Source organism: Hydrogenophaga sp. FG152 (genome assembly GCF_057809615.1).
Genome location: NZ_JBMDKH010000012.1, coordinates 1 through 22,154 on the forward strand (window position 1 = coordinate 1; position 22,154 = coordinate 22,154).

General features: G+C 66.2%; 22 protein-coding genes and 3 pseudogenes. 6 read left to right on the forward strand and 19 right to left on the reverse strand.

Translation table 11 applies throughout. The features are described 5' to 3' along the window. Positions 1-135: 135 nt before the first annotated feature. Complete coding sequence (cadR, locus tag ACODTB_RS15090) at positions 136-555, forward strand: Cd(II)/Pb(II)-responsive transcriptional regulator (protein WP_010791743.1); 420 nt, start codon at positions 136-138, stop codon at positions 553-555. Positions 556-577: 22 nt separating this feature from the next. On the opposite strand, the gene tnpC is transcribed toward cadR, so the two are convergent. From tnpC to tnpA, 3 genes are all read right to left on the reverse strand, one after another. Continuing rightward, positions 578-2,128: an IS66 family transposase gene (gene tnpC, locus ACODTB_RS15095; RefSeq protein ID WP_151609304.1), complete on the reverse strand. Its 1,551-nt coding sequence runs from the start codon at positions 2,126-2,128 to the stop codon at positions 578-580. A gap of 76 nt (positions 2,129-2,204) precedes the next feature. Continuing rightward, complete coding sequence (gene tnpB, locus ACODTB_RS15100) at positions 2,205-2,537, reverse strand: IS66 family insertion sequence element accessory protein TnpB (RefSeq protein WP_003121550.1); 333 nt, start codon at positions 2,535-2,537, stop codon at positions 2,205-2,207. Beyond that, positions 2,534-2,929 (reverse strand): IS66-like element accessory protein TnpA, encoded by a 396-nt coding sequence (gene tnpA / locus ACODTB_RS15105; protein WP_006217728.1) that lies wholly within the window; start codon positions 2,927-2,929, stop codon positions 2,534-2,536. The genes tnpB and tnpA overlap by 4 nt, the downstream gene beginning before the upstream one ends. A 195-nt stretch (positions 2,930-3,124) precedes the next feature. On the opposite strand from tnpA, the pseudogene ACODTB_RS15110 reads away from it, so the two are divergent. The 4 genes and pseudogenes from ACODTB_RS15110 to ACODTB_RS15125 form a co-directional block, all read left to right on the forward strand. Further along, a pseudogene (locus ACODTB_RS15110) lies at positions 3,125-3,214 on the forward strand (hypothetical protein); the annotation flags it as partial. Between the two features lie 88 nt (positions 3,215-3,302). Then, positions 3,303-3,524, forward strand: a pseudogene (locus ACODTB_RS15115) (IS3 family transposase); the annotation flags it as partial. Between the two features lie 51 nt (positions 3,525-3,575). Beyond that, complete coding sequence (locus ACODTB_RS15120; protein ID WP_488929472.1) at positions 3,576-3,791, forward strand: hypothetical protein; 216 nt, start codon at positions 3,576-3,578, stop codon at positions 3,789-3,791. Between the two features lie 66 nt (positions 3,792-3,857). Continuing rightward, positions 3,858-4,187 carry an aminoacyl-tRNA hydrolase gene (locus ACODTB_RS15125; RefSeq protein WP_488929449.1) on the forward strand — a complete coding sequence of 110 codons (330 nt, stop codon included), beginning with the start codon at positions 3,858-3,860 and terminating at the stop codon, positions 4,185-4,187. Positions 4,188-4,409: 222 nt separating this feature from the next. Here ACODTB_RS15125 and ACODTB_RS15130 read toward each other — a convergent pair whose 3' ends face one another. The 6 genes and pseudogenes from ACODTB_RS15130 to ACODTB_RS15155 form a co-directional block, all read right to left on the reverse strand. Then, entirely contained in the window at positions 4,410-4,808 is a 399-nt protein-coding gene (locus ACODTB_RS15130) for a YkvA family protein (RefSeq protein WP_488929450.1), read from the reverse strand. 164 nt (positions 4,809-4,972) lie between these two features. After that, entirely contained in the window at positions 4,973-5,653 is a 681-nt protein-coding gene (gene gmtX / locus ACODTB_RS15135; RefSeq protein WP_488929451.1) for a gamma-mobile-trio protein GmtX, read from the reverse strand. Further along, positions 5,653-8,676 (reverse strand): gamma-mobile-trio integrase GmtZ, encoded by a 3,024-nt coding sequence (gene gmtZ / locus ACODTB_RS15140; protein WP_488929452.1) that lies wholly within the window; start codon positions 8,674-8,676, stop codon positions 5,653-5,655. Before gmtZ ends, gmtX begins: the two co-directional genes overlap by 1 nt. An 89-nt stretch (positions 8,677-8,765) precedes the next feature. Next, a complete protein-coding gene (gmtY, locus tag ACODTB_RS15145) occupies positions 8,766-10,250 on the reverse strand; it encodes a gamma-mobile-trio recombinase GmtY (protein WP_488929453.1) in 1,485 nt (494 codons plus the stop codon). A gap of 116 nt (positions 10,251-10,366) precedes the next feature. After that, positions 10,367-10,534: pseudogene (locus ACODTB_RS15150) on the reverse strand (MFS transporter); the annotation flags it as partial. Then, positions 10,531-11,745 (reverse strand): multidrug effflux MFS transporter, encoded by a 1,215-nt coding sequence (locus tag ACODTB_RS15155; RefSeq protein ID WP_291119466.1) that lies wholly within the window; start codon positions 11,743-11,745, stop codon positions 10,531-10,533. The gene ACODTB_RS15155 and the pseudogene ACODTB_RS15150, both read right to left, overlap by 4 nt. A gap of 124 nt (positions 11,746-11,869) precedes the next feature. Here ACODTB_RS15155 and ACODTB_RS15160 point away from each other — a divergent pair, with 124 nt between their 5' ends. Then, positions 11,870-13,663, forward strand: coding sequence for a monovalent cation:proton antiporter-2 (CPA2) family protein (locus tag ACODTB_RS15160; protein WP_488929454.1), 1,794 nt, complete (start codon positions 11,870-11,872; stop codon positions 13,661-13,663). Positions 13,664-13,667: 4 nt separating this feature from the next. Here ACODTB_RS15160 and ACODTB_RS15165 read toward each other — a convergent pair whose 3' ends face one another. The 10 genes from ACODTB_RS15165 to ACODTB_RS15210 all read right to left on the reverse strand — a co-directional run bounded on the left by ACODTB_RS15165 (position 13,668) and on the right by ACODTB_RS15210 (position 22,152). Further along, complete coding sequence (locus ACODTB_RS15165) at positions 13,668-14,027, reverse strand: VOC family protein (RefSeq protein ID WP_291119461.1); 360 nt, start codon at positions 14,025-14,027, stop codon at positions 13,668-13,670. Next, on the reverse strand, positions 14,006-14,926 hold the full coding sequence (locus ACODTB_RS15170; protein ID WP_291119458.1) for a helix-turn-helix domain-containing protein: 921 nt from the start codon (positions 14,924-14,926) through the stop codon (positions 14,006-14,008). The genes ACODTB_RS15165 and ACODTB_RS15170 overlap by 22 nt, the downstream gene beginning before the upstream one ends. Then, positions 14,923-15,480, reverse strand: coding sequence for a methylated-DNA--[protein]-cysteine S-methyltransferase (locus ACODTB_RS15175; protein ID WP_291119455.1), 558 nt, complete (start codon positions 15,478-15,480; stop codon positions 14,923-14,925). The genes ACODTB_RS15170 and ACODTB_RS15175 overlap by 4 nt, the downstream gene beginning before the upstream one ends. A 7-nt stretch (positions 15,481-15,487) precedes the next feature. Beyond that, entirely contained in the window at positions 15,488-16,393 is a 906-nt protein-coding gene (locus ACODTB_RS15180; RefSeq protein WP_291119452.1) for an SDR family oxidoreductase, read from the reverse strand. A gap of 25 nt (positions 16,394-16,418) precedes the next feature. Continuing rightward, positions 16,419-16,886 (reverse strand): GNAT family N-acetyltransferase, encoded by a 468-nt coding sequence (locus ACODTB_RS15185; protein ID WP_291119449.1) that lies wholly within the window; start codon positions 16,884-16,886, stop codon positions 16,419-16,421. After that, the gene (locus ACODTB_RS15190; RefSeq protein ID WP_291119446.1) at positions 16,883-17,818 is read right to left on the reverse strand and encodes a glutathione S-transferase family protein; all 936 of its coding nucleotides are present in this window, start codon (positions 17,816-17,818) and stop codon (positions 16,883-16,885) included. Before ACODTB_RS15190 ends, ACODTB_RS15185 begins: the two co-directional genes overlap by 4 nt. 22 nt (positions 17,819-17,840) lie before the next feature. Further along, a complete protein-coding gene (locus ACODTB_RS15195) occupies positions 17,841-19,490 on the reverse strand; it encodes an isovaleryl-CoA dehydrogenase (protein WP_291119444.1) in 1,650 nt (549 codons plus the stop codon). Then, positions 19,474-20,529: a fatty acid desaturase family protein gene (locus tag ACODTB_RS15200; RefSeq protein WP_291119441.1), complete on the reverse strand. Its 1,056-nt coding sequence runs from the start codon at positions 20,527-20,529 to the stop codon at positions 19,474-19,476. Before ACODTB_RS15200 ends, ACODTB_RS15195 begins: the two co-directional genes overlap by 17 nt. A gap of 16 nt (positions 20,530-20,545) precedes the next feature. After that, on the reverse strand, positions 20,546-21,562 hold the full coding sequence (locus ACODTB_RS15205; protein WP_291119438.1) for an NADP-dependent oxidoreductase: 1,017 nt from the start codon (positions 21,560-21,562) through the stop codon (positions 20,546-20,548). A gap of 161 nt (positions 21,563-21,723) precedes the next feature. Beyond that, on the reverse strand, positions 21,724-22,152 hold the full coding sequence (locus tag ACODTB_RS15210; protein ID WP_291119435.1) for a PaaI family thioesterase: 429 nt from the start codon (positions 22,150-22,152) through the stop codon (positions 21,724-21,726). Positions 22,153-22,154 lie beyond the last annotated feature (2 nt).

Consider the following 22,154-nt stretch of genomic DNA (forward strand, 5'->3'; position numbering starts at 1 on the left):
CGCCAGTGCTAGCTTTTCGTACCGTCACTTATTGCACTGAAAACGAGGAGACCCCAGCTACTGCTTTGACATGTACTCATGTCCCGTATTAGAAACCCTCAAGTAGCTGTAGAGTCAAGCGGTAGGTAGGCAAATATGAAAATCGGTGAACTATCGTCATTGGCAGGGTGCTCCGTTCCCGCGGTGCGCTTTTATGAAGCAGAGGGCCTTCTGCAGGCGCCCCTGCGGGCCGCCAACAACTATCGGCAATATGGCCAACAGCATGTCGACAGGTTGGCCTTCATCGTTCGGTGCCGCTCGCTGGACATGTCGCACGACGATATCCGGGCTCTGCTGCAGTTGCAGGACGACCCCGCCATGTCCTGCGACGAGGTCAATGCCTTGCTAGACGATCAAATGCGCTTGGTAGAGCAGCGAATCGCCGAGTTGCAGGCGCTGCGCAAGCAACTGCGTGCCATCCGCAGTACCTGTGCGGGAGGGGTATGCGTTGGCGATTGCGGTGCACTTGAATCGCTGCGCAGCGCCACTGGGGCAAGCTGGCCAACCGTTCGCTGAGCGGAGCCTCAAATAACGACATTCAGCTCGGTGCGAACCAACGATGCGGTAGCAACTCGTGAACCAGGCTAACCCGTTGCGTCGGCAAGCGAGCCAAAACGTCCTTGAGATACGCATAGGGATCATGCCCATTGAGTCGTGCTGACTGGATGAGCGTCATGACGGCTGCTGCCCTCTGACCAGCTCGTAGGCTGCCCGCAAAGAGCCAGTTGTTGCGGCCAATGGCAATCGGCCGAATCTGGTTCTCGATCCAGTTGTTGTCCACGGGCAGCTGTCCGTCATCGACGAACCGGGTCAAAGCCTCCCAGCGCCGCAAGCTGTAGTCCAGCGCTTTGGCGCTTGCCGAGCCTTCCGGCACCTTCTGGCGTTGCAGCACCATCCACTGGTGCAAGGCATCAAGCAGCGGCTTCGTTTGTTGTTGCCGGATGGTTTGGCGCTGATCGGTCGCAATCTCCTTGACCTCACGCTCGATCTCGTAGACCCGCGCGAACTGCTGCAGCGCGACCACGGCGATCTGGCTTTGGTTCGCCGCGTGCAAATCGAAGAACTTGCGCCGCGCGTGCGCCAGGCAGCCGACCTCGGTCACACCACTTGCGATCAAGGCCTTGTAGCCGCTGAAGTCGTCACAGGTGAGGCTGCCTCTCCAGTCGCCCAGGAAGCGCCGGGCGTGTTCGCCCGAGCGCGATTCGCAGAAGTCGTAGACGACCGCCTTGATGTTCTCGAAGGCGCCCGTGGCATAGGCCCATAGGTACGCCCGGTGCGCCTTGCCGTTGCCCGGCTTGAGCATGGACACCGGCGTCTCGTCGGCATGCAGCACGCGGCGCTGCAGCAGCTCTGTCCTCATGGCGTCAACCAGTGGCTGCAACTGCACGCCACACGAGCCCACCCATTGCGCCAGCGTGGAGCGGGGGATGGCTAGGCCGGCGCGGCCGAAGATCGCTTCCTGGCGGTACAGCGGCAGGTGGTCGGCGTACTTGGCCACCAGCACTTGCGCCAGTAGCCCAGTGGTAGGGATGCCTTTGTCGATGATGTGAGGATCGACAGGCACCTGGTGAATCGTCTCGCACTGGGCACAGGCCCACTTGCCCCGGATGTGGCGCTCCACCGTGAACACGCCGGGCGCGTAGTCCAGCTTCTCGGCCACGTCCTCGCCGATGCGCTTCATCTGGCAACCGCAGGCGCAGGTGGTGGACTCGGGCTCGTGGCGGATCTCGCGCCGCGACAGGTTGGCCGGCAGGGGTGCGCGTTTGGGGACTTGCTTGTCTTGGCGGCCTGCCACTGGCGGCGTGGCCTGCTCGATCTCATCGGCCACCGCCTGCAGGTCCTCATCCAGCGATTCATCGAGCAGGCTCTTCTGCTCGGCGCTGAAGCGCTCCGACTGTGCGGCGAACTTCATGCGCTTGAGCAGTGCGTTCTCGTGCGTGAGCTTGTCGATCTGCGCCTGCTTGAAGACCGCCTCTTGGCCCTGGCGTGCGATCACGCCGTCTCGCTCGGCCAGCTCACCCATCAACGACAGCAGGGCCGCTCGCATCTGCTGCGGCTCCAGGGTGTCAAGGTGGTCTGCGGTGATCACGGGAGAAGATGATGCGGCTAACATCACATTCGCGCATCGGTGCAAGCGCTGATTGCCTGGCCAACGACCGGAGCACTCAAAGTACAGTGATGACTCCAGCCTCGCCGACGTTCTTCCAGGGCAGGCCCAGCACGAGCGCATCGAACTGCGTTCGGCTGAGTGTGGCGGTGGTGGCGGCATCGCGCGGCCAGACGAACTTGCCGCTATTCAGGCGCCGGGCCGCCAGCCAGACACCGATGCCGTCGTGCACCAGCACCTTCATGCGGTTGGCTCGTCGATTGGCGAACAGATAGGCGTGGTGTGGGCGCGCTGCGCCAAAGACAGCCACTACCCGGGCGAGCGCCGTCTCGGTGCCTGCTCGCATGTCCAGCGGCTCGGTGGAGAGCCACAGCGCATCAATGCGGATCATCGGAGCCAGTCGCGCAGCCACGCTGCACATGACGCTGCATCTTCCAGGGGCCAGTTCACGGTGACTACGCTGGCGCTGCGCCGAACATCAACGCGAATCGCACGCGACACGGGCGGCGAGCTGGTCTCGGTTGCTGGGAGCTGTTCAACTGGTGGAGGCAGATTCAGCGCAACGAACTCATTCCGGGGCGCTGGCAACAGGGAGTCTGCTTGCTCGCGCATCCAGCGATGAACGATGTTGGCGTTGATTCCGTGTGCAAGCGCTACGCCGGCCACTGACGCGCCGGAGACCTGGCATTCGGCCACGATCTGGCCTTTAAGTTCTGGGGAGTAGTAGTGCCGCTTGGGGCGCTGGGCGATCGTGTCGTTCGCCATAGTGTGCGTGATGTTCATCGTGCACACGATGCCTCGACACTGGGTCTATCTCAAGATGGGATTGCCGGACGCTTACGGATCGACGAGCATCGCGACCAGTACACCGTCAGCCGGCTGTGCCGCGTGCTGCAGGTGTCTCGCAGCGGCTACTGCCAATGGCGCGTGCGCCCGCCCAGTCCGAGCACACTGGCCAACCAGGCTCTGGACGCCAAGGTGGCCGCCATCCACGACGCCAGCCGTCAAAGCTATGGCCGCCCTCGAATCGTTCACAAGCTGCGCCAGCACGGCGAGGTCGTCAGCGCCGAGCGAGTGCGAAAGAGCCTGCGGCGCCAGGGCCTGCGACCGGTGTATAGAAGGCCGTTCGTGGTGACCACCGACTCGGCGCACCGCTTGCAGCATGAGTCGGGCCGGCGAGGTCTGGGACAACTCGGCCATGGAGAGCTTCTTCAGCTCGCTCAAGACCGAGCGCACGGCCAGGAAGGTTTACCGAACGCGAAGCCAGGCCCGTTCAGACGTGTTCGATTACATCGAGTGCTTCTACAACCCGACGCGTCGGCATTCGACGCTCGGCTATCGCAGTCCCGTACAGTTCGAGCAAGCTCAAGAAGCTTAGGCCGGTGTCAACGAAACCGGCAGCAGCCCACAGTTGGCGCTGGACTGCATCGTGATCCATCGAGTTGCTCGAGACCTCACCTATGACCTCGCCAAGATCACTGCAGCGCAGGATGACCTGGAGCAGCGGGTACTTTTGGCGCTCGTTGAGACCGACACCTCAAAGATGCCTGATGGATGGTCATGGATGCACGCTGCACATGAGATTTCGATTCTGGTTGCGCTCGCCATTGTCGAGGACGAAAAGGCAGGACGCGTTGCTCCGTAGGTCCATGATATCTGCAGCCCAAGCTCCCCCAAATGCTTTTACTCAGTTAGATTTTCCTGACACCGTATGAAGATGTACATCCTAGTTCGCGACGATATTCCGCTCGGTTTTGCCATGGTCGCGGTTGCTCACGCCTCGCTCGCGGGCTACTTGAAATTTCAGGATGACCCCGATACGCAAGCGTGGCTCTCCGGGCCCTTCTTCAAGGCTGTATGCAAGGCAAATGCCAAGGAGTTCGAGAACGCCAAACAGGTTCCTGACCACGTGGTTCTCACTGAATCAGCTTTGGGCAACCGGGAGGTCGCAATAGTGTTTCGGCCGCGAGACGATTGGCCCAAGATGTTCAAGTTCCTGCGCCTGTACAAGGATGCTCCGCCGGCAGCGCCGGGCACTTGACGCTCAATAGAAATCGAGGCAACTGAAAGATGACTACAGTCGACCTGAGGGTGCTTTGTAGTCCAGCAAGAACGAAAGAACGAAACTGGAGGGCAGATGCTCAAGCCTGGTGACGGCAAAACGCTCCGCGCCTGCCTGTGGGCACGGGGCTGCCTACGCCCAAGGCCAGCCAGATCGAGGAATTGCTGCCGCATTGCTGGTCAGCAGCGTTGGAGTAGCGCGTCAGTCGTTCCGCCAGATCGTCCACCAGTTCCAAGCGGCCCAGCACTCCAACAGCCAAAACAACACGATGAGGGCGGCGCCAACCTTGCTGGTCGGCTCGGGCCCCTTGGATGCCATCCACTCATCGGCTTGGCCACGGCGTTCAGCGAGGGCGTCTGCAGGCAGCAATTGGATGGTCAACCATATCAAGCCCGGCAGAAGCAAAACATCGTCGACATAGCCCAGCACTGGAACGAAGTCCGGAATGAGGTCTATTGGGCTCAGCGCGTACGCCACCACGAACATCCCAAGGGCCTTGGCATACCAAGGGGGTCGGGGATTCTTGCCTGCGAACCAAAGCGTTACCCCATCGCGTTTGATTCGCTTGGCCCAATCCCTCAAGCTGCTGCGAATACCCATAGACCGTAGCATGCCACGCCCGAATGTCCGCCTCGGGTGTTCGAGCAGGCTTCATAGGCACCTGCTGTCGGAAGAGTTCAAGATCCCGCTGCTGAGCGCCTACGCAGGTACCTCAGCTGCCAGCGGTCAACATGGGTTCACCTCACGCATACGGTAGTCCCTCATCATGACGGATCCTCGGGCGCGCGCTTGCATTGTTCCAAGGCTTTCTCGACGGCGCTGGCGAATCCGGCGCCGAAGACCACTTGCCCGCTTTCGCTCGTGATCCGGCCGGACTTGTCCATTGTCCAACCCCAATGCGCAAGCGTCCTTTCGGAGATAGCGGCCTGCAACGCACGTTGCTCAAGCGCCGTCAGACGCAGTCCTCCAGCCTCAAGAGCCTCGCTACCGCTGGTTGTAGCGGTCGGCGTTGCGCCACCGATGACAATGGCCGCGTTCTGGTTCGCCAGACGCCGTACGCCAAGCAGTTGCGCGCGCAGGGATCGCAAATCCGCCAGCAGCAGGTTCACCCGCGTGCGAACCACCGGGTCGGTGATCCCCTCCAACACAACGTCCACCTCGTCGCGGTGAGGGCCAGCAGCGACCTTGCGGCTTCGGCCTCCCACGCTGTCCGCATACGTCTTCATCAGCGCCCGATAGGGCTCGCCCGTCTTGTTTCTGATGGCCGCTGCGGTCGGCCCGCCGCGGTCTGCGGACAGACGCCCAATGGTGGCCACAGAGAAGTCCTTGCTGCCCCGCTCATGTTGCTCCTCGCACAGAGCAAAGATCAGTTCCAGGGAGCAGACCTTGCGCGGGCTGGCCTGGGCACACAGCTCGCCCAGCAGTTGTTTTGGGTCGGCGGCCATCAAGCCACCCCGCTTTGCAGCCTGGGACTCGCCGCGCGCCGCTCGTCCAAGATAGTTGAGAGCTGAATCGGCGCACGGGTCAGTTCGGCCAGGAACTGGCTCGCTTCATCCACGACACCTGAGCCACTGAGCATCCGCCGCCCTTCCATCAAAGCGACGGTTTCCACGCGACCCAACCGCGCCACCAGGAACGAGACGAACTCGTTGCCCACGCCCAGGGCCTCGGCGTCCGACAGCTTCGCGAACACCGGCTTGCAGCCGCTGCGCAAGAGCATGGCGTCGAGAAGCCGCGATCGCCTCAGGTTTGCCAAGGTGGCGTCTTCCGATGGATACACCTGCGCGACCTGGCACACCGCGTTGATGACGTCGAAGTCGGTGGTCATCTCAATAGCGACTTCCAGGTCGCGCTGGGAGCCTGCCAGGACAAGGCTGATCGTCGAGGATCCAGGGCGGGGCACGGCCAGCGTCCTGCTGCGCTCGACGAGCCGGTAGGCAGCATGCCAGTTCGTGGCCAGTTCATCGACCTCCTGCATCACCGCGTCCTGGCGCTCGTGCGCGAGGTCCAGCCTCTGGACGGTGGCACTGGATGCCCCATCGCCAGAGCATGCCAACATCTCGTCTTCAATCTCTCTGATGCGCGCAGCGTGGTCCTGGTATCTCGCAGACGCTTCGGTCAGTTTCAGACCGACTGCGTTGAAGTGGGCGACCAGGCCTCCGAGGAATGCCGGACCTGTGATGAAGAACCGGCAGCGAACGCAGTTCTTGGGCCCCCCCGGCACGGGCATGTGGTCGTCAGACCTGGAGCCGATGTTGGTGGCCTTGGGGCCTCCAATCCCGCACAGGCTGCCGCCGACCGGGCAGATACCCTTGTCGCCGACAACCCAAGAACCAGGACTGGTGTCGAGCACTGCCTTGGTACCAGCACCATCGTTGAACGCCAGGGCATCCTCGAGTTGCTCAAGCGTCGCATCCACCATGAACCGCTTCAGGTTCTCCCTCTCGCTCGCGAGAATGCGTTCCTGCGCCAGCGCGAGCTGCTCGGTCATGTAGGCCGGGCCGGTCTTGATGTAGTAGATGGTCATGAGCAGAGACGCATGGCCTGCCACGCACTTCGAGAGAATCTCGATGGGCACGCCGCCCTCGGTCGCATATGCCGTCAGCAATGACACCCGCAGGGTATGAAGGTCGTAGACCGGAGCGGTCGCTCTGCCAGTGGCATCCCGGACCTTGACGAAGCAGATCTTGCTGCCGTCGGGCAGCCGTTCACCTCGCTCATAGACCCGTCGCTCCAGTTCATCCAGCAGCCTGTTCCACATGCTGGCGACCTTGCTGGCCCGGATCGGATATCGGCGGTCCGGCCCACAGGGGTCCCGGAACAGGAACGAGACCTCCCCGCGCCGACGCAGCGTCTCCAGCGAATACTGGGCCAGCAGTTCCCGCTCATTGACTTCCGACCAGGCAAGGGATGCTGACTGCATGTTGTGCCGCTCCTGCCAATCTCGCAGCATTTCCAGGTAAGCAATGACGGCATCGTTCTGCCAAGGAATCTCGTAGCCACGTGCATCGGGGTCCTTGAGGCGGTCAGCGGTCTTGTTCGTGTTGATGAAGAAGCCGGTGAAGGTTCGGCCAACCCTGCGATCCTCGAACCTTCGAAGCACGCCGCGCCGCACAGCTGTCAAAGAACCACCCGTGAGCGCAGTTGCCTCGTTCCGGGTCCACTCGCCCTTGCGATACACCTCGTGGTCGAACTCGCCCGAGTCGAGCATGCGCACCTGGAATGTGCGAAGGGGGAGGTGGAGCTTCACCAACAGGCAGATGACGCGCACGGGGGACCACAGCCGCTCCCATCGGTTCTGGCTTAGGTTGAACCAGGCAAAGTAGTCCGTGAGGGCCGTCCTGCCCCACGCAAAGTCGTCCTCGGTCAGGATCGCCACCAGCTCCCGGATATACCGTGTCGGCATCGCTTCGCGGTGCGTCTGCGCCGCACGCGCGGCCATGCGCATGCGAGGCACCGGGTTCCAGTACTCCTGATGCACCATCGGGCGGCCGAAGTCATCCTCGATGGTCAGTACCGTCGCGATCCACCAAGCGAAGAAGTCGCGCGCCAGGTTCGTGACCTTGGCCCGATGGCGCTCGGCAAAGTGCTTCAGTTCACTGTCCAGCCATTCGGGAAACGATATTCGTGCGCCCTGATCCCTCCGACAGTGTGCAGTGGGATCGATGGGCATCGGATCTAGGGTTCTCACATAGCCTACGAGGTGTCCAGCGACCGCACGACGCAGGCGCAAGTCGCGCTGGGAGGCCTCGATCCATGAGGTCAGTGCTGTGCCCCAGCCCTCAAGTTCAGGCGGAAGATCCTGCGCGCCATGGGACGGCTCCCGCCTGGCCTGCGCCAGTGGCTGCGCCCACCGAAAGCTGGGGAATACGATCGCCTCGCCATATCTCAGCTTCTGGGCCGTCATCAAAGCCTTGACCGCCGTGAAATAGGATTTTTCGAGCCCTCCCCACCGCTGGGGGTCGATGGAGGCAGGCGTCAGATCACCGAGTTCGCGCACCCCGATGGTCGTCATCGCGCTGCGCAGGACTATGCTGGCGCATCGGACTTTCACAGAGGCGGTCTTGCTGGCGGAAGCATCACGCACATCGGAGAACCACGCCATGTGATCCAGCAATGTGAAGTCGTTGAAGTTGATTTTCGAGTTCGACATGATGGGGTGACGCGTGGGCCAGCCCAGGAGGCCATCGGCCCAAAGTCGCACCAGCAGATCGAGCCCCCGTGCCTTCATGCCCCGCAGGGCTGTCCGCTCCTTGCTCTGTTCATCGAGATGCCTCATGCGCAGAATGAGCACGTCAACGCAGCTTCGGTACATCTCCGCGGTCTGGACCGTGTTGAACGCCAGCAGTGCTTCCCGATATGGTCCGCTGGGTTGGCGTTGCTTGGCGAACTGTTCCCAATGACCTTCCTGTGCGCTGGCAATCGTCCGGACCCGCTCGACGGAGACATCCCCGGACAGTTGGAACATCGAATCTGACCTGTTCACGCGCAGGCGATTCCCGGTGAGGGGCGACACGACTTCCGTGAGGTTCCCGACTTCGCAGTACTTTTTTCTAGTCATCGTCTTCTTTCATTCAGAATCGCCTCGAACAACAAGGATGGCGGTGAAGCATCGATCAAGCCTTGCGCGGCTCGCAGCACCTGCTCGACCTGTCCGTTGTCTGGTGCGGTATAGACGTCCTGCGATTGGGGCGATTTGTGGTGCATCGCTCGCTGGATGACCAACTTGGGAACACCACTTTCGGCAAGGCGACGCCCGTAAGCATGCCGATGGCCGTGAGGACTGGTTCCCAGTTCTGCCGAAGGCACCAGCCCTGTGCGGCGCACCGCGCGGCCGTGCGCCTGGCGGAAGGCATCGACCGTGTAGGGTTCCCCTTCGTACTGCGCCTTGTGGCTGACGAACAGGTAGGGATGGGCCGCGTGTCTCGAACGGCAATGCATGACGTACAGCTTGAAGAGCTTGAGGAAGATCTCGCCCCAATAGCTCGGAAACCAGTGCACCAAGGCGTATTGCTCGCGTGCGTTGGCAAGCTGCAGATCCTTCCAACCGGCATGAAATCGACCGACAACCAGGTTGCGCGGCTGCAGACCCCAGCGCAGGCGCAGGTACTCTTCGCGGTCGGCGCGTACGCGGGCCCTTGAGAATGGATCGAGGTAGTCGGCTGGCGCGCTGCCCTGCTCCGGGTGATACAGCCGCACAACCGCACTGTGGGGCGCGGCGGCGTTGACGCCGACATCCGACACGTAGAGGTGAAAGGGTTCGGATTCGCGCAACCCTCCTCCATGCAACAGCACGACGATCATCATGTCGCGCAGGCTGTGCCCATCGTGGACAGCGCTTTTTTTCCGCGACGGGGCGTTCGCCAGCCCCTGCGTCAGCAAGTCCCAGATGCGCTCTTCGGGAAAGGACTTGACAGGCTGCGCAGTGGCGACCGAGGTCTTCCGCAGCACACGCACCGAACGAGCCAGGTGAGACCGCGCAACGGCGTCTTCGAGAGACGCGGCATGGGACAGTAGTGCGCTGGCGCGGCGCTTGTCGAAGCGGCGCCAGTAGGCGATCTGTTCTGCGACCGATGCCGACTTCCAAGGATTCAGCGCAGTGGTTTCATACCGCTCGACGAGCCAATCCGAGAACGCGGTCACCATGTTGAGCAGGTGACTGGCTCGCTTCAGCTTCTTGGGTTGCCAGAAGAGTTCGCTCGCATCGTTCCCCCGCGCATCAATGGTCCCCGCAGCCAGCGCTTCCGCGAAGGCCGAGAAGATCTGCGGCCGCCGATTTCCGGACAGCGCTTTGAACAATCCCGAGTTCGCAACAAGAAAGTCGATCAGTAGACCGACTGCGCGAGCAACTTCGTTCTGCCAGGAGATTGAACGGGTTCGACCATGTTCGCCGAAGTAGTCGATGAGCTGCACGAGTGGCGCCGGCGCGCTTCCGTCTTCGGCCAGCAGATACAGGACGAAAGCCTTCCCTTCCTGGAAGCCCAGCCGCTTGATCTTGGTATGAACGACCGTGTGGTGCTTGGCGATCTCACGCCGGAGCATAAGGCGCCTTCAGCGTCTTTCCGCCGCGCGGGATTGTTGAATGAGAACGCACATCGCTGTAGGGTACCTCCATCGGGTGCCCATTGCAATATGACATTTTTTACACTAGCACCAACATTGACCACCCAGATCGCCTGCGAGGCCTCGGCCTGGAGCTGGCGCGCGATGCCGGGCAGCGCGAGGTTGACGATGCTGCCGTCCATCACCGACATGGCGATGCCGAGCACGATCACCAGCACGGCCTTGCCGCGCTGGGGAGACGGCAGACCGTCCTGCGCCGTCACCCGCGCGCCTCGGCGGCCAGGTGCCTCGTGGGATCGCCCGAGAGCGTGATCCAGGTCAGCGCCACGCCGATCAGCGCGCCCGTGGCCATGCCCACCACCATGGGCAGGGGCTTGCCGGTGGCGAACAGGCTCACGATGCCCATGGCCGCCGCGCCACCCAGCATCTGCAGGGTGCCCAGCAGCGCCGAGGCGGTGCCGGCGATGGCGCCGTGTTTCTCCAGCGCGAGCACCGAGGTGGTAGGGATGACCAGGCCCATGAAGGCGCTGGCGATGAAATACAGAATGATCAGCACCAGGAGCTGGTCGCCGCCCGCGAGGTAGTAGGCCAGCATCAGCGCCATGGTGATGCCCGAGGCCGTGGCCGCCACCTTCACCAGCCGCACCAGGCCGAAGCGCTGGCCGAGCACGCCGGTGAACTGCGAGGCGCCGATGAAGGCGATGGCGTTCAGCGAGAACGCCAGGCTGTATTGCGTGGGCGTGAGGCCGTAGTGGTTGATCAGCACGAAGGGCGAGCCGGCCAGGTAGACGAAGAACCCGGCCATGGCCGTGGCGCCGATGCCCACCAGGCCCAGGTAATGCCAGTCGCGCAGCAGCAAGGCGTAGGCACGCAGGGCGCTGCCCAGGCTGCTTTCCACGCGCTCGGCTTCGGTGCGGGTCTCCTGCAGCGTGCCGTAGACCAGGGCCAGCCCGGCCACGGAAGCCAGGGCCACGGCCCAGAACACGCCGCGCCAGCCGGTCAGCGCGATCACGCCGCTGCCCGCCAGCGGGGCCAGGATGGGCGAGACGCTGAACACCAGCATCAGCAGCGACATCAGGCGCGCGGCATCGGCGCCGGTGTGCAGGTCGCGCACCACCGCGCGCGGGATCGCCATGCCGGCGGCCGCGCCCAGGCCTTGCAGGAAACGCAGCGCCACCAGCGTCTGGATGTCGGTGGCCAGTGCGCAGCCGATGCTCGCCAGGGTGAACAGGCCCAGGCCGAAGTACAGCGGCGGCTTGCGGCCCACCATGTCGGACACCGGGCCGTAGAGCAGCTGGCCCACACCCAGGGACAGGAAAAACGCGGTCAGGCTGAACTGCACCGCACCGACCTCGGCGCCCAGGCTGCGGCCAATGTCGGGCAGCGCGGGCAGGTACATGTCGATGGCGAAAGGGCCGATGGCGGAGAGCAGGCCCAGAATCAGGGCCATCTTGAGATAACGGGTGAAGAACATCCCTTATTGTCGCCAGGGCGCGAAGGCTTTGCCGGGGCACGGTTGGGCCGTTCTGGTGTAAGGGCGGTCCGGGTAGGTCACAATTTCGCCTCCCACCCCCTACTTTCCCCCGGAGAACCCCACCATGGCCGTTGAAGGCAGCGCAGGCGACCTGCTCAAAGTCGTGACCCTGCTGGGCGCAGCGGTGGTCGCCGTGCCCCTGTTCAAACGCATCGGCCTGGGCTCGGTGCTGGGTTACCTGGCCGCGGGCCTGGCCATCGGGCCGTTCGGCATGGGCCTGATCAGCGACCCGGCCACCATCCTGCACACGGCCGAGCTCGGGGTGGTGATGTACCTCTTCGTGATCGGCCTGGAGATGCAGCCCTCGCATCTCTGGAGCCTGCGCAAGGCCATCTTCGGTCTGGGCAGCCTGCAGGTGGTGGTGTGCGGCTTCCTGCTCACCGGTGTCGGCCTGGCCTTCGGTTTCCCGCTGGGCGTGTCCTTCGTGAGCGCCATGGGCTTCGTGCTGACCTCCACCGCCGTGGTGATGCAGCTGCTGGGAGAGCGCGGCGACATGGCCCAGCCGCGTGGGCAGAAGATCGTCGCCATCCTGCTGTTCGAAGACCTGCTGATCGTGCCGCTGCTGGCGGTGGTGGCCTTCATGGCGCCGCCCGACATCGGCGGGCCGGTGGCCGCCACCTCGTCGCGCTGGGGCGCGATCGGCCTGGGCCTGGGCTCGCTGGTGGCGCTGGTGGCCGCGGGCGTGTGGCTGCTCAACCCCCTCTTCCGCATCCTGGCGAACGCCAAGGCGCGCGAGGTGATGACCGCGGCCGCCCTGCTGGTGGTGCTGGGCGCAGCCTTGCTGATGCAGGTCGGTGGCCTGTCCATGGCCATGGGCGCCTTCCTGGCCGGCGTGCTGCTGTCCGAATCCACCTTCCGCCACCAGCTGGAGGCCGACATCGAGCCCTTCCGGGGCCTGCTGCTGGGCCTGTTCTTCCTGAGCGTGGGCATGTCGCTGGACCTGGCGGCCGTGGCGAGCAATTGGCCCATCATCGTGGCCGGCGTGGTGGCGATGATGCTGGTCAAGGCCCTGTGCATCTACGGCGTGGCGCGCTTCGCCCGCAGCTCGCACGCCGACGCGCTGGACCGCGCCGTGCTCATGGCGCAGGGCGGCGAATTCGCCTTCGTGCTGTTCGCCGCCGCGCTGGGCGCCAAGGTGATCGACCCGGTGGTCAATGCCAACATGACCGCCATCGTGGTCCTGTCCATGGCGCTCACCCCCCTGGTGGTGCTGGTGCACCGGCGCTTCGCGGCCAAGGACGCTGACGTGTCCATGGACGGCATCGAGACCGTGGCCGACCGGGCCGCGAGCGTGCTGGTGATCGGTTTCGGCCGTTTCGGCCAGATCGCCAGCCAGGGCATGATCGCCCGGGGCGCGAGCATCACCATCATCGACAACAACGTGCAGATGATCCGCGACGCCGAGGCCTACGGCTTCAAGGTCTACTACGGCGACGGCTGCCGAGCCGACGTGCTGCACGCGGCCGGCGCCCACGCCGCGCAGGCCATCCTGGTCTGCCTGGACAACAAGGAAGCCGCCACGCGCATCGCCGAGCTGGCCAAGACCGAGTTCCCGCACGCCGAGCTGCTGGTGCGCGCGTTCGACCGCGAACACGTGCTCGAACTGCGCAAGGCCGACGTGAGCTACCTGGTGCGCGAGACTTTCGAGTCGGCCATGGCCATGGGCCGCCAGGCCGTGCTCACCCTCGGTGCCGCCGAGGAGGAAGCCGATGAGGTGATGGAACACCTGCGCCGGCGCGACGCCGAGCGCATGGCCCTCGAAGCCGCCGGCGGCCTGTTCGCTGGCCGCCAGCTGGTGCTGGGCAACCAGGTGAAGAGGCAGCAGGCCGAGGGCCAGGACGCGCAGGCCCCGGCCTGAACCCTCACGGGCAGACGGCCTCGACGTTGTTGCCGTCGGGGTCGATCAGGAAGGCCGCGTAGTAGGTGGCGCTGTAGTCGGGTCGCGCGCCGGGGCCGCCGTTGTCGCGCGCGCCGGCCTTCAGGCCCGCTTTGTAGAAGGCGTCCACCGCCCGGTGGTCGGGGGCGCGAAACGCGACGTGGGTGCCCGGGCCCTGGTGGCCCGGTGCCGCGTAGAGCCACAGCGCGGGGGCGTCTTTCGGCCCCAGGCCGGCATAACTGTCGTCGTGGGAGCCCAGCACGTGGCCGAGCGGCGCGAGCGCGGCTTCGTAGAAGCGGGTGCTCTTGGCGAGGTCGTTGACTTTCAGTCCGAGGTGGTCGTACATGGCGAAGGTTTCCTGCTCGATGGGTGGATGAGGCGTTCATCTTCGAGCAGGGTCGCCAGTCGGTCTTGGAGAATCTTGCGGTCTTTCGAGGGGCCGTTGCGGGCGGCGCGCCGGAAGCCGCGCGGGGACAGGCCGGCCGCGCGGTGGAAGCTGCGCACGAAATTGCTGAGGTCGGCGAAGCCCACCTCCAGCGCCACCTCGGTCACCGGGCGATCGTCCTCGGCCAGCAGCCGGGCCGCGTGCCGCAGGCGCGTACGCACGAGGTACTGGTGCGGCGTGACGCCGAGCACCCGCGAGAACACCCGCAGGAAATGGAACGGGCTCAGGGCCGCTTCGCCCGCAGCCCGGTCCAGATCGACCGCCTCGCTCGAATGGGCCGCGATCCACGCCGCGGCCTCGACCGCGCGGCGCCGGTCGCGTCCGGCCACCGGCGTGGGCGCGAGCTCGCGGCCGCTCACCACCTCCACGAAGCGCGACGCGAACCACAGGCCCACCTCGTCCAGGCCGGCATCGCCCTGGCCGCTGGCCACGGCCTGCGCGAGTTCGCCCAGCACCATCAGCTCGGGCAGCGGCGGCAGGCCACCGGTGCGCCAGGTGCGTTGGTCGCCGCCGACCAGCTCGACAAAACCGGGCGAGAGGTGGAAGGCCAGGCACTCGTCGCCGCAGACCGCGTGGTCGTGTGTGCACATGAACTCGTCGCCCGGGTGGCCCACCAGCACCGAGCCGGCCACCAGCTCGTAGGCATCGCGCCCCACCCGGTAACCGAAGGTGCCCTTGCGCACATAGGACACCGAATGGCCCCGGTGCACCTCGGTGAACGGCCGCTCGGCCGGGCCTGTGCCGCAGCGGTAGTCCACCACGCGCACCGGGCCGGTCTGCAGCTCGGTGGCGGTGATCACGGCGGCTCTCCGTCGAACAGGCCGGGCTCGTTGCCGATGCGGGCACGCTCGATCTGCAGCATGCGCAGCTTGGTCGGCACGCCGCTGCCGCCCGAAAAACCACCCGAGCGCCCGCCTGCGGCGAGCACGCGGTGGCAGGGCACGATGGGCGCGAACGGGTTGTGGCCCATGGCCTGCCCCACCGCCCGGGCCAGGCCGGCGTCGCCCAGGGCCTGCGCCAGTTCGCCGTAGGTGCGCGTTTCGCCGGGCGGTATCGCGCGGGCCAGGGCATAGACCTCGCGCTGGAACGGGGTGAGTCCGCTCATGTCGAGCGCGATCTCGCGCAGATCGCTGCGCGAGGCGCCTGCCAGCAAGGCCTGGACGCCTTCGATGGCGGCCTGCACCGGCGCGGGCGGGTGCGCGTCTTCCGGCAGCGGCGGCAGGCCCTTCAGCAGCCGCGCCCGGGTGCGCGTGGCATCCGCTTCGGGCAACTGCACCGCCACCACGCCGTGCGGCCCCCAGGCGATGCCGATGGCACCGATGGTGGTCTCGAACAGCGTGTGGCCGCCGTCCATCGCGGCCTCACACGGCGCGCAGCGCCGCGCGCAAACCCGCACCGATCTCGGGCCGTTCGAGGAACGGGTCGGCCGGATTGGTCTGGTTGACGATGCCTTCCATGCGCGCGCGCACATTGCCCAGCGCGCGCGGGTGGCTGAAGATGTAGAAGCGATCGGCGCTGATGGCGTCGAACACCAGCTGGGCCACCTCGGCGGCCGAGACCTTGCCCGAACCCACGGCCTTGTCGGTCATGGCCTGGCCGATCAGCTGGCTTTGCGTGGCTTTTTCGTCGGCCATCTCGGCCGGGCGGTTGCGGTGGCTCTGGTTGATGCCGGTGGGCACGAAGTACGGGCACAGCACGCTGGTGCTGAGCTGGTCGCTCACCAGCTTCAGGTCCTGGTAGAGCGTCTCGGTCAGGCTCACCACGGCGTGTTTGCTCACGTTGTAGATGCCCATGTTGGGCGGCGTGAGCAGGCCGGCCATGCTGGCAGTGTTGACGATGTGGCCGCGCCAGTTCGGGTCCTTCTTCGCGGCGGCCAGCATCATGGGGGTGAACAGGCGCACGCCGTGGATCACGCCCCAGAGGTTGACGCCGAGCACCCATTCCCAGTCGCGCACCGAGTTTTCCCACACCAGGCCGGCCGAGCCCACCCCGGCGTTGTTGAAGACGAAGTGCGGCGCGCCGAAACGCTGTTCGACCGCCTTGGCCAGGGCTTCCATCTGTTCCTGGCTGGAGACGTCGACCTTGCGCGAGAGCACCTGCACGCCGGTGGCCTCGATCTCGGCCGTGGCCTTGTCCAGCGCGTCCTGCTGCACGTCCACCAGCACCAGGTTCATGCCCAGCTTCGCGCCGATGCGCGCGCATTCGAGGCCGAAGCCCGAACCGGCGCCGGTGAGCACCGCCGTCTTGCCCTTGAAGTCCTGAATCATGGATGTCTCCTGTATGTGAAAGAACTCAGGCAGCCCGAACCATTTCGATGTGGTCGATGCCGTCTTCGATGTAGATCTCGCTGGCCGGTTCGAAGCCATGCTGGCGGTAGAAACCCTCCAGCCGCGCCTGCGCGCCGATGCGGATGGGCTGCACGCCCCAGAGGCCGTGCAAGGCCTGCACCGCTTCGCGCATCAGCACATGGCCCAGGCCGCCGCCGCGCGCCGCCGGCAGCGTGACCACGCGGCCGATGCTGGCCTCGGTGAATTTCAGGCCGGCCGGCACCAGGCGGGCGTAGGCCGCCAGCGTGCCGTCGGTGCGTTCGCCGAGCAGGTGGAAACACCGGGCGTCGGCGCCGTCCATGTCCTGGAACACGCAGTTCTGCTCCATCACGAACACCTCGGTGCGCAGTTGCAGCAGGGCATACAGGTTGCGGGCATGCAGGGCATCAAAAGGCAGGCAGCGCCAGGTCAGGTTCGGGGTCGGGGAGCTCAAGCGCGCACTTCCCTCAACACATAGCCGATGCGCGGGAAGTGCACGTGCAGGCGCCCGGCGCGCTCGTCGGTGCGTTCCAGCGTGTAGCGAGTGCGCGTGGCCGCGCGCAGGATGCCTTCGGTGGGCTCGGGGCCGAAGGACTCGGCGGTCACGGTCACGCGGCTGCCCAGGGCAATGCCGTGTTCGTCCTGGAAGATGTCGTCGGTCAGCGGCGCGGGCTCGGCGGCGGCCGCGATGGCGATCGCCTCGGTGGACGTCATCTTGTGAGACGTGCCGTGGCCGATGGCGGCCATGCGGTCCAGCCACTCGATCACGTGGGGCGTGGCGTCCAGGATGCCGGCCATCGCGGGGTTGACCACGCGGCTGAACCACAGCGGGTGGTAGGCGGCGAAGTCGGCCACGCAGGGCGCGTCGCCCAGCAGGAAGGGCTGTTCCTCGACCATGGTGGAGAGGCGGCGCAGGTAGCTGCGGTAGGCGGCGGTGGCGTCGCCCGGGCGCAGGCTGGTCATGCCGCCGCGCATGGCGCCACGGTCGGCCGCGAAGGCCTGGGCCGCTTCGGGCGGCTGGCCGGCGAACAGCGCGGCCGCGCCCTTCGGGCTGAGGCTGTAGGCCATGGCGGCCCAGAACAGCGTGGTGTCGGCCCATTGCGCCAGCACGCGCGCCACGCCCTTGTGGTGCTCGTGGTAGAGCGCGGGCTGGGGCTTGCGGTGTTCCAGCACGTCGCAGATCAGCGCGGTGTCGCAGTAGATGTCGGCACCGACCTGCAGGATGGGCGTGCGGCGGTAGCCGCCGGTGAGCGCGACCACGTCGGGCTTGGGCATGATGCGCGGGATGTTCACGCTCTGCCAGGCGAGGCCCTTGTGGCCCAGCATCAGGCGCGCCTTTTCGGAAAACGGCGACGTGGCGTAGTGGTGAAGGATGAGGTCGGACATATCGGGGGCCTTGTGGGGATGTTCAGCGCGGCATGGCTCGGGCAATGATGGCATCGAAATCGGTGCCCGCGCCCAGCGATCCGAAGCTGTAACCCCACTGCCCGGCCAGGCGCGACTCGCAGAAGGCGCCGAACACCGCCGCAGGCGCGGTCTGCGCCAGCAGCGCGGCCTGCACGGCCAGGGCCACGTCCTGCGCCAGGCGGCGGGCTTCCATTTCGATGGCCATCTCTTCCACGCGCGCCGGCAGGCGATCGGCCAGGTGATCCAGCGCGGGGTGCATGCCGCGCGCGGGTGCGAGTTCGTGCGCCAGCGCGGCGGCGGCATCGGCCTTGCGCAAGGCGCGCAGCAGGTCCAAAGCCATGATGTTGCCCGCACCCTCCCAGATGGAGTTGAGCGGCATTTCGCGGTAGATGCGCGCCATGATGCCTTCACCGCCCTCCTCCACATAGCCGTTGCCGCCCAGGCATTCCATGGCTTCCTGCGCGAAGTGGCTGCCGCGCTTGCAGATCCAGAACTTGGCCACCGGGGTGAGCAGGCGCGTCATCACCTGCTCGTGCGGGTCGGCCGCCCGGTCGAAGCTGCGCGCCAGGCGCAGGGCCAGCGCGGTGGCCGACTCGGACTCCAGCGCCAGGTCGGCCAGCACGTTCTTCATCAGCGACTGGTCGATCAGCGCCTTGCCGAAGGCCTTGCGCTGCGTGGTGTGGTTCAGCGCGATGGACAGCGCCTGGCGCATCAGGCCGCTGGTGCCCAGCGCGCAGTCGAGCCGCGTCATGGTGCCCATGGCCAGGATCTGCGGCACGCCGCGACCCTCCTCGCCCACCAGCCAGGCGCTGGCGCCCACGAACTCCACCTCGGAGCTCGCGTTGGCCTTGTTGCCCAGCTTGTCCTTGAGGCGCTGAATGAACAGCTGGTTGAGCGTGCCGTCGGGCAGCACGCGCGGCAGAAACAGGCACGAGAGCCCGCTGGCGGTCTGCGCCAGGATCAGGAAGGCGTCGCACATCGGCGCCGAGAAGAACCACTTGTGGCCGGTGACGCTGAAGCGCTGGCCCCAGGCGTCGCTGCCGGCGGGCTCGGCGCGCGTGGTGTTCGCGCGCACGTCGGAACCACCCTGCTTCTCCGTCATGCCCATGCCCATGGTCAGGCCGGGCTTGTCGCGCCAGACCTTGAGCGCCGGGTCGTAGGCGCGGCTGGTGAGGCCGGGCGCCCAGTCCTGGTAGATGGCCGGGTTGTCCTTGAGCGCGGGCGCCACCGCGTAGCTCATGGAGATGGGGCACAGGATGGACGGCTCCAGCTCGGTGAAGAGCATGAAGCCGGCGGCGCGCAACTGGTGGGCGTGGCCGGTGGCCTGCTGCTCGGCCGAGAACGCGGTGCCGTGCAGGCCCGCGCCCACCGCGGCCGTCATCAGCGCGTGGTAGCTCGGGTGGAACTCCACCTGGTCGATGCGGTGGCCGAAGCGGCTGTGCGTCTTGAGCTGCGGCGTGTGCACGTTGGCCAGGCGCGCGTGCGTCTGCATCTCGCCACCGCCCACCGTGGCGCCCAGCGCCTGCAGCGGCGCGGTGTCCAGGGCGGGCGCGTTGAATTTCAACGCCGCCTGCATCGGCCGGTTCCCGGCGAACAGGTTCACATCCACCAGCGGCTCGGGCTGGTTGAAAACGTCATGCGTGGCGGGCATCTCGGGGTCTCCTCGGGGCAAAGATCCGGGTCCAGGTGTCGCTCAGGTCGCGCACCTCGGCGGCGTCCAGCGCGCCCTTGTCGCGCAGCAGCCGGTGCAGGCGCGGCAGGTGGTAGTGCGGCACGGCCGGGTACAGGTGGTGTTCCAGGTGGAAGTTCACATGGTGCGGGAACAGCAGCGCGCGGCCCAGCCAGTTGGCCAGCGAGCCGCTGGTGCGGTTGCAGCGCGCCGCGGTCAGCGGCGAGGACAGGTCGGTCACCGCGCCGTGCTCGCAGATGGCGCGCAGGCGCAGGATGGGCTGCAGCACCGTGACCAGGGGCAGCAGCCACAGCACCGCGTACATCAGCAGGCCTTGTGCACCACCCCAGGCGAAGGCCGTCAGCGGCGCGGCCAGCTGAAAGGCCAGCACCAGCCAGCGGTCCTGCCGCGCGGCGGCGCGCAAGGCGGGCGAGGTGTCGTCCAGCGGGCGGATCTCGCGCCGCGTGTCTTCGTTGATGGCGGGCGCACCGAAGAAGTAGGCGTAGGTCTTCCAGGCGTTGAGGCCCAGCAGGTCTTCACCGAGCTTGCGCAACAGGTACAGGCGGCCGCGCGGGTAGCCACCGTGGATGGCGGTGTCCGGGTCTTCCTCGGTGTAGAGGTGGTTGTGGTGCAGCCGGTGCGTGACGCGGTAGGTGCACATCGACAGGCCCACGGCCATGCCCATCAGCCGGCCCAGCCCGTCGTTGGCCCCGCGCGCGGCGAACAGGCGGTAGTGGGCGGCCTCGTGGATCAGGATGAAGACGGCGTGCTGCGCCACACCGAGCACCAGCACGCTCAGCAGCAGCCATGGGCTGGGCCAGGTGAGCAGCGCCAGCGCCACGGCCGCGGCGATCCAGCCCAGGGTCTGCGCGATCGCCAGCAGGGAGCGCGCCGTGGACAGTTGGGTCAGCGGTGCCAGCTCGGCCGTGCTGAGCAGGCGGCGCGCCTGCGCGTTGCGCGCGCCGGGTGCCCGCAGGTCCTGGCGGAACTCTTCACCTTGCTGCTGGCCCGGCGTGTCCACGCGCGACCCCGGCTGCTCAGACCAGCTTGACGAGCTGCTTGCCGAAGTTCTTGCCCTTGAGCAGGCCCATGAAGGCCTCGGGCGCGGCGGCCAGGCCCTGCGCCACGGTTTCGCGCGGGCGCAGCTTGCCGGTGCCCACCAGCGTGCCCAGCTCGGTCAGGGCCTCGGGCCAGACTTCCATGTGCTCGCTGACGATGAAGCCCTCGACCTTGAGGCGGTTCACCAGGATCAGCGCGGGGTTGGCCAGCGGCAGCGGCTGGCCGTCGTAGCCGGCGATCATGCCGCACACGGCGATGCGGCCGAAGGCGTTCATGCGCAGCAGCACCGCGTCGAGCACCATGCCGCCCACGTTCTCGAAGTAGCCGTCGATGCCGTTCGGGCAGGCCTCCTTGATGGCCTTGGACAGCGAGTGCGCATCCTTGTGCAGCTTGTAGTCGATGCAGGCATCAAAGCCCAGCTCCTCCACCGCGTACTTGCATTTGTCCGGGCCGCCGGCGATGCCCACCGCGCGGCAGCCGCGCGCCTTGGCCAAGGCACCGAAGGCGCTGCCCACCGCGCCCGTGGCGGCGCTGACCACCACGGTGTCACCCGCCTTGGGGTTGATGATCTTCACCAGGCCGTACCAGGCGGTCACGCCGGGCATGCCGACCGCGCCCAGGTAGTGCGAGAGCGGCACGTGGGTGGTGTCCACCTTGCGCAGCGCGCCGGGCTGGCCGGCGTCCACCACGCTGTATTCCTGCCAGCCGCCCATGCCCACGACCTTGTCGCCGGGCTGGAACTTGGGGTGCTTCGATTCGGCGACCTCGCCGACGGTGCCACCGATCATCACCTCGCCCAGCGGCTGCGACGCGGCGTAGCTCTTGCTGTCGTTCATGCGGCCGCGCATGTAGGGGTCCAGGCTCAGGAAGTGGTGGCGCACCAGCACCTGGCCGTCGGCCAGCGCGGGCGTCTGGGCGGTGACCAGCTTGAAGTTGGCCACGGTGGCTTCGCCTTGTGGGCGGTTGTCGAGAAGGATCTGCTGGTTGGCGGGCATGGTGTTTCTCCGGGTCAATAAAGTTACAAGGTGGCGCGCTGAGCGCGTGTGGACATGCGAGGCGGCGTCCAGAGAGACCGCGGAACTGGCTCCGCCAGGCCGCAGGTCTCGTCCCCCCGACGGGGGGAAGGCGCAAAGCGACGCAGGGGGGCTTTCATGTTTCAGTCGGTCTTGATGCGGTTGAGGGGCTGTGCGCTGCTGGCGCCCGTGGCCAGGCGCGGCATGAGCTTGAAGGTGCCGGTGGCGTGGGCGCAGAGTTTGTCGGCGGCGTCGAAGATGTGGCCTTCGGTGAAGACCATCGTGGCGGTGCGGTGCAGCGTGCGGCCCGTGGCCCGCAGCGGCCCCTTGGCGGCACGCATGAAGCTGGTCTTCATCTCGATGGTGACCGCGCCCATGTCGGGCTCGGTGGAGCGCGCGGCGTGGGCCATGACCACGTCGAGCAGCGTCATGCTGGCGCCGCCGTGCACCACGTCGAACGAGTTCATGTGGTCGGGCCCGGGGTCGAAGCGCAGTTCCGCCTCCCCGCCTTCGAACCGGTGCAGCTCGAAACCCAGGAGTTCGACGAAGGGAATGCGGACGGAAAAATCCATGG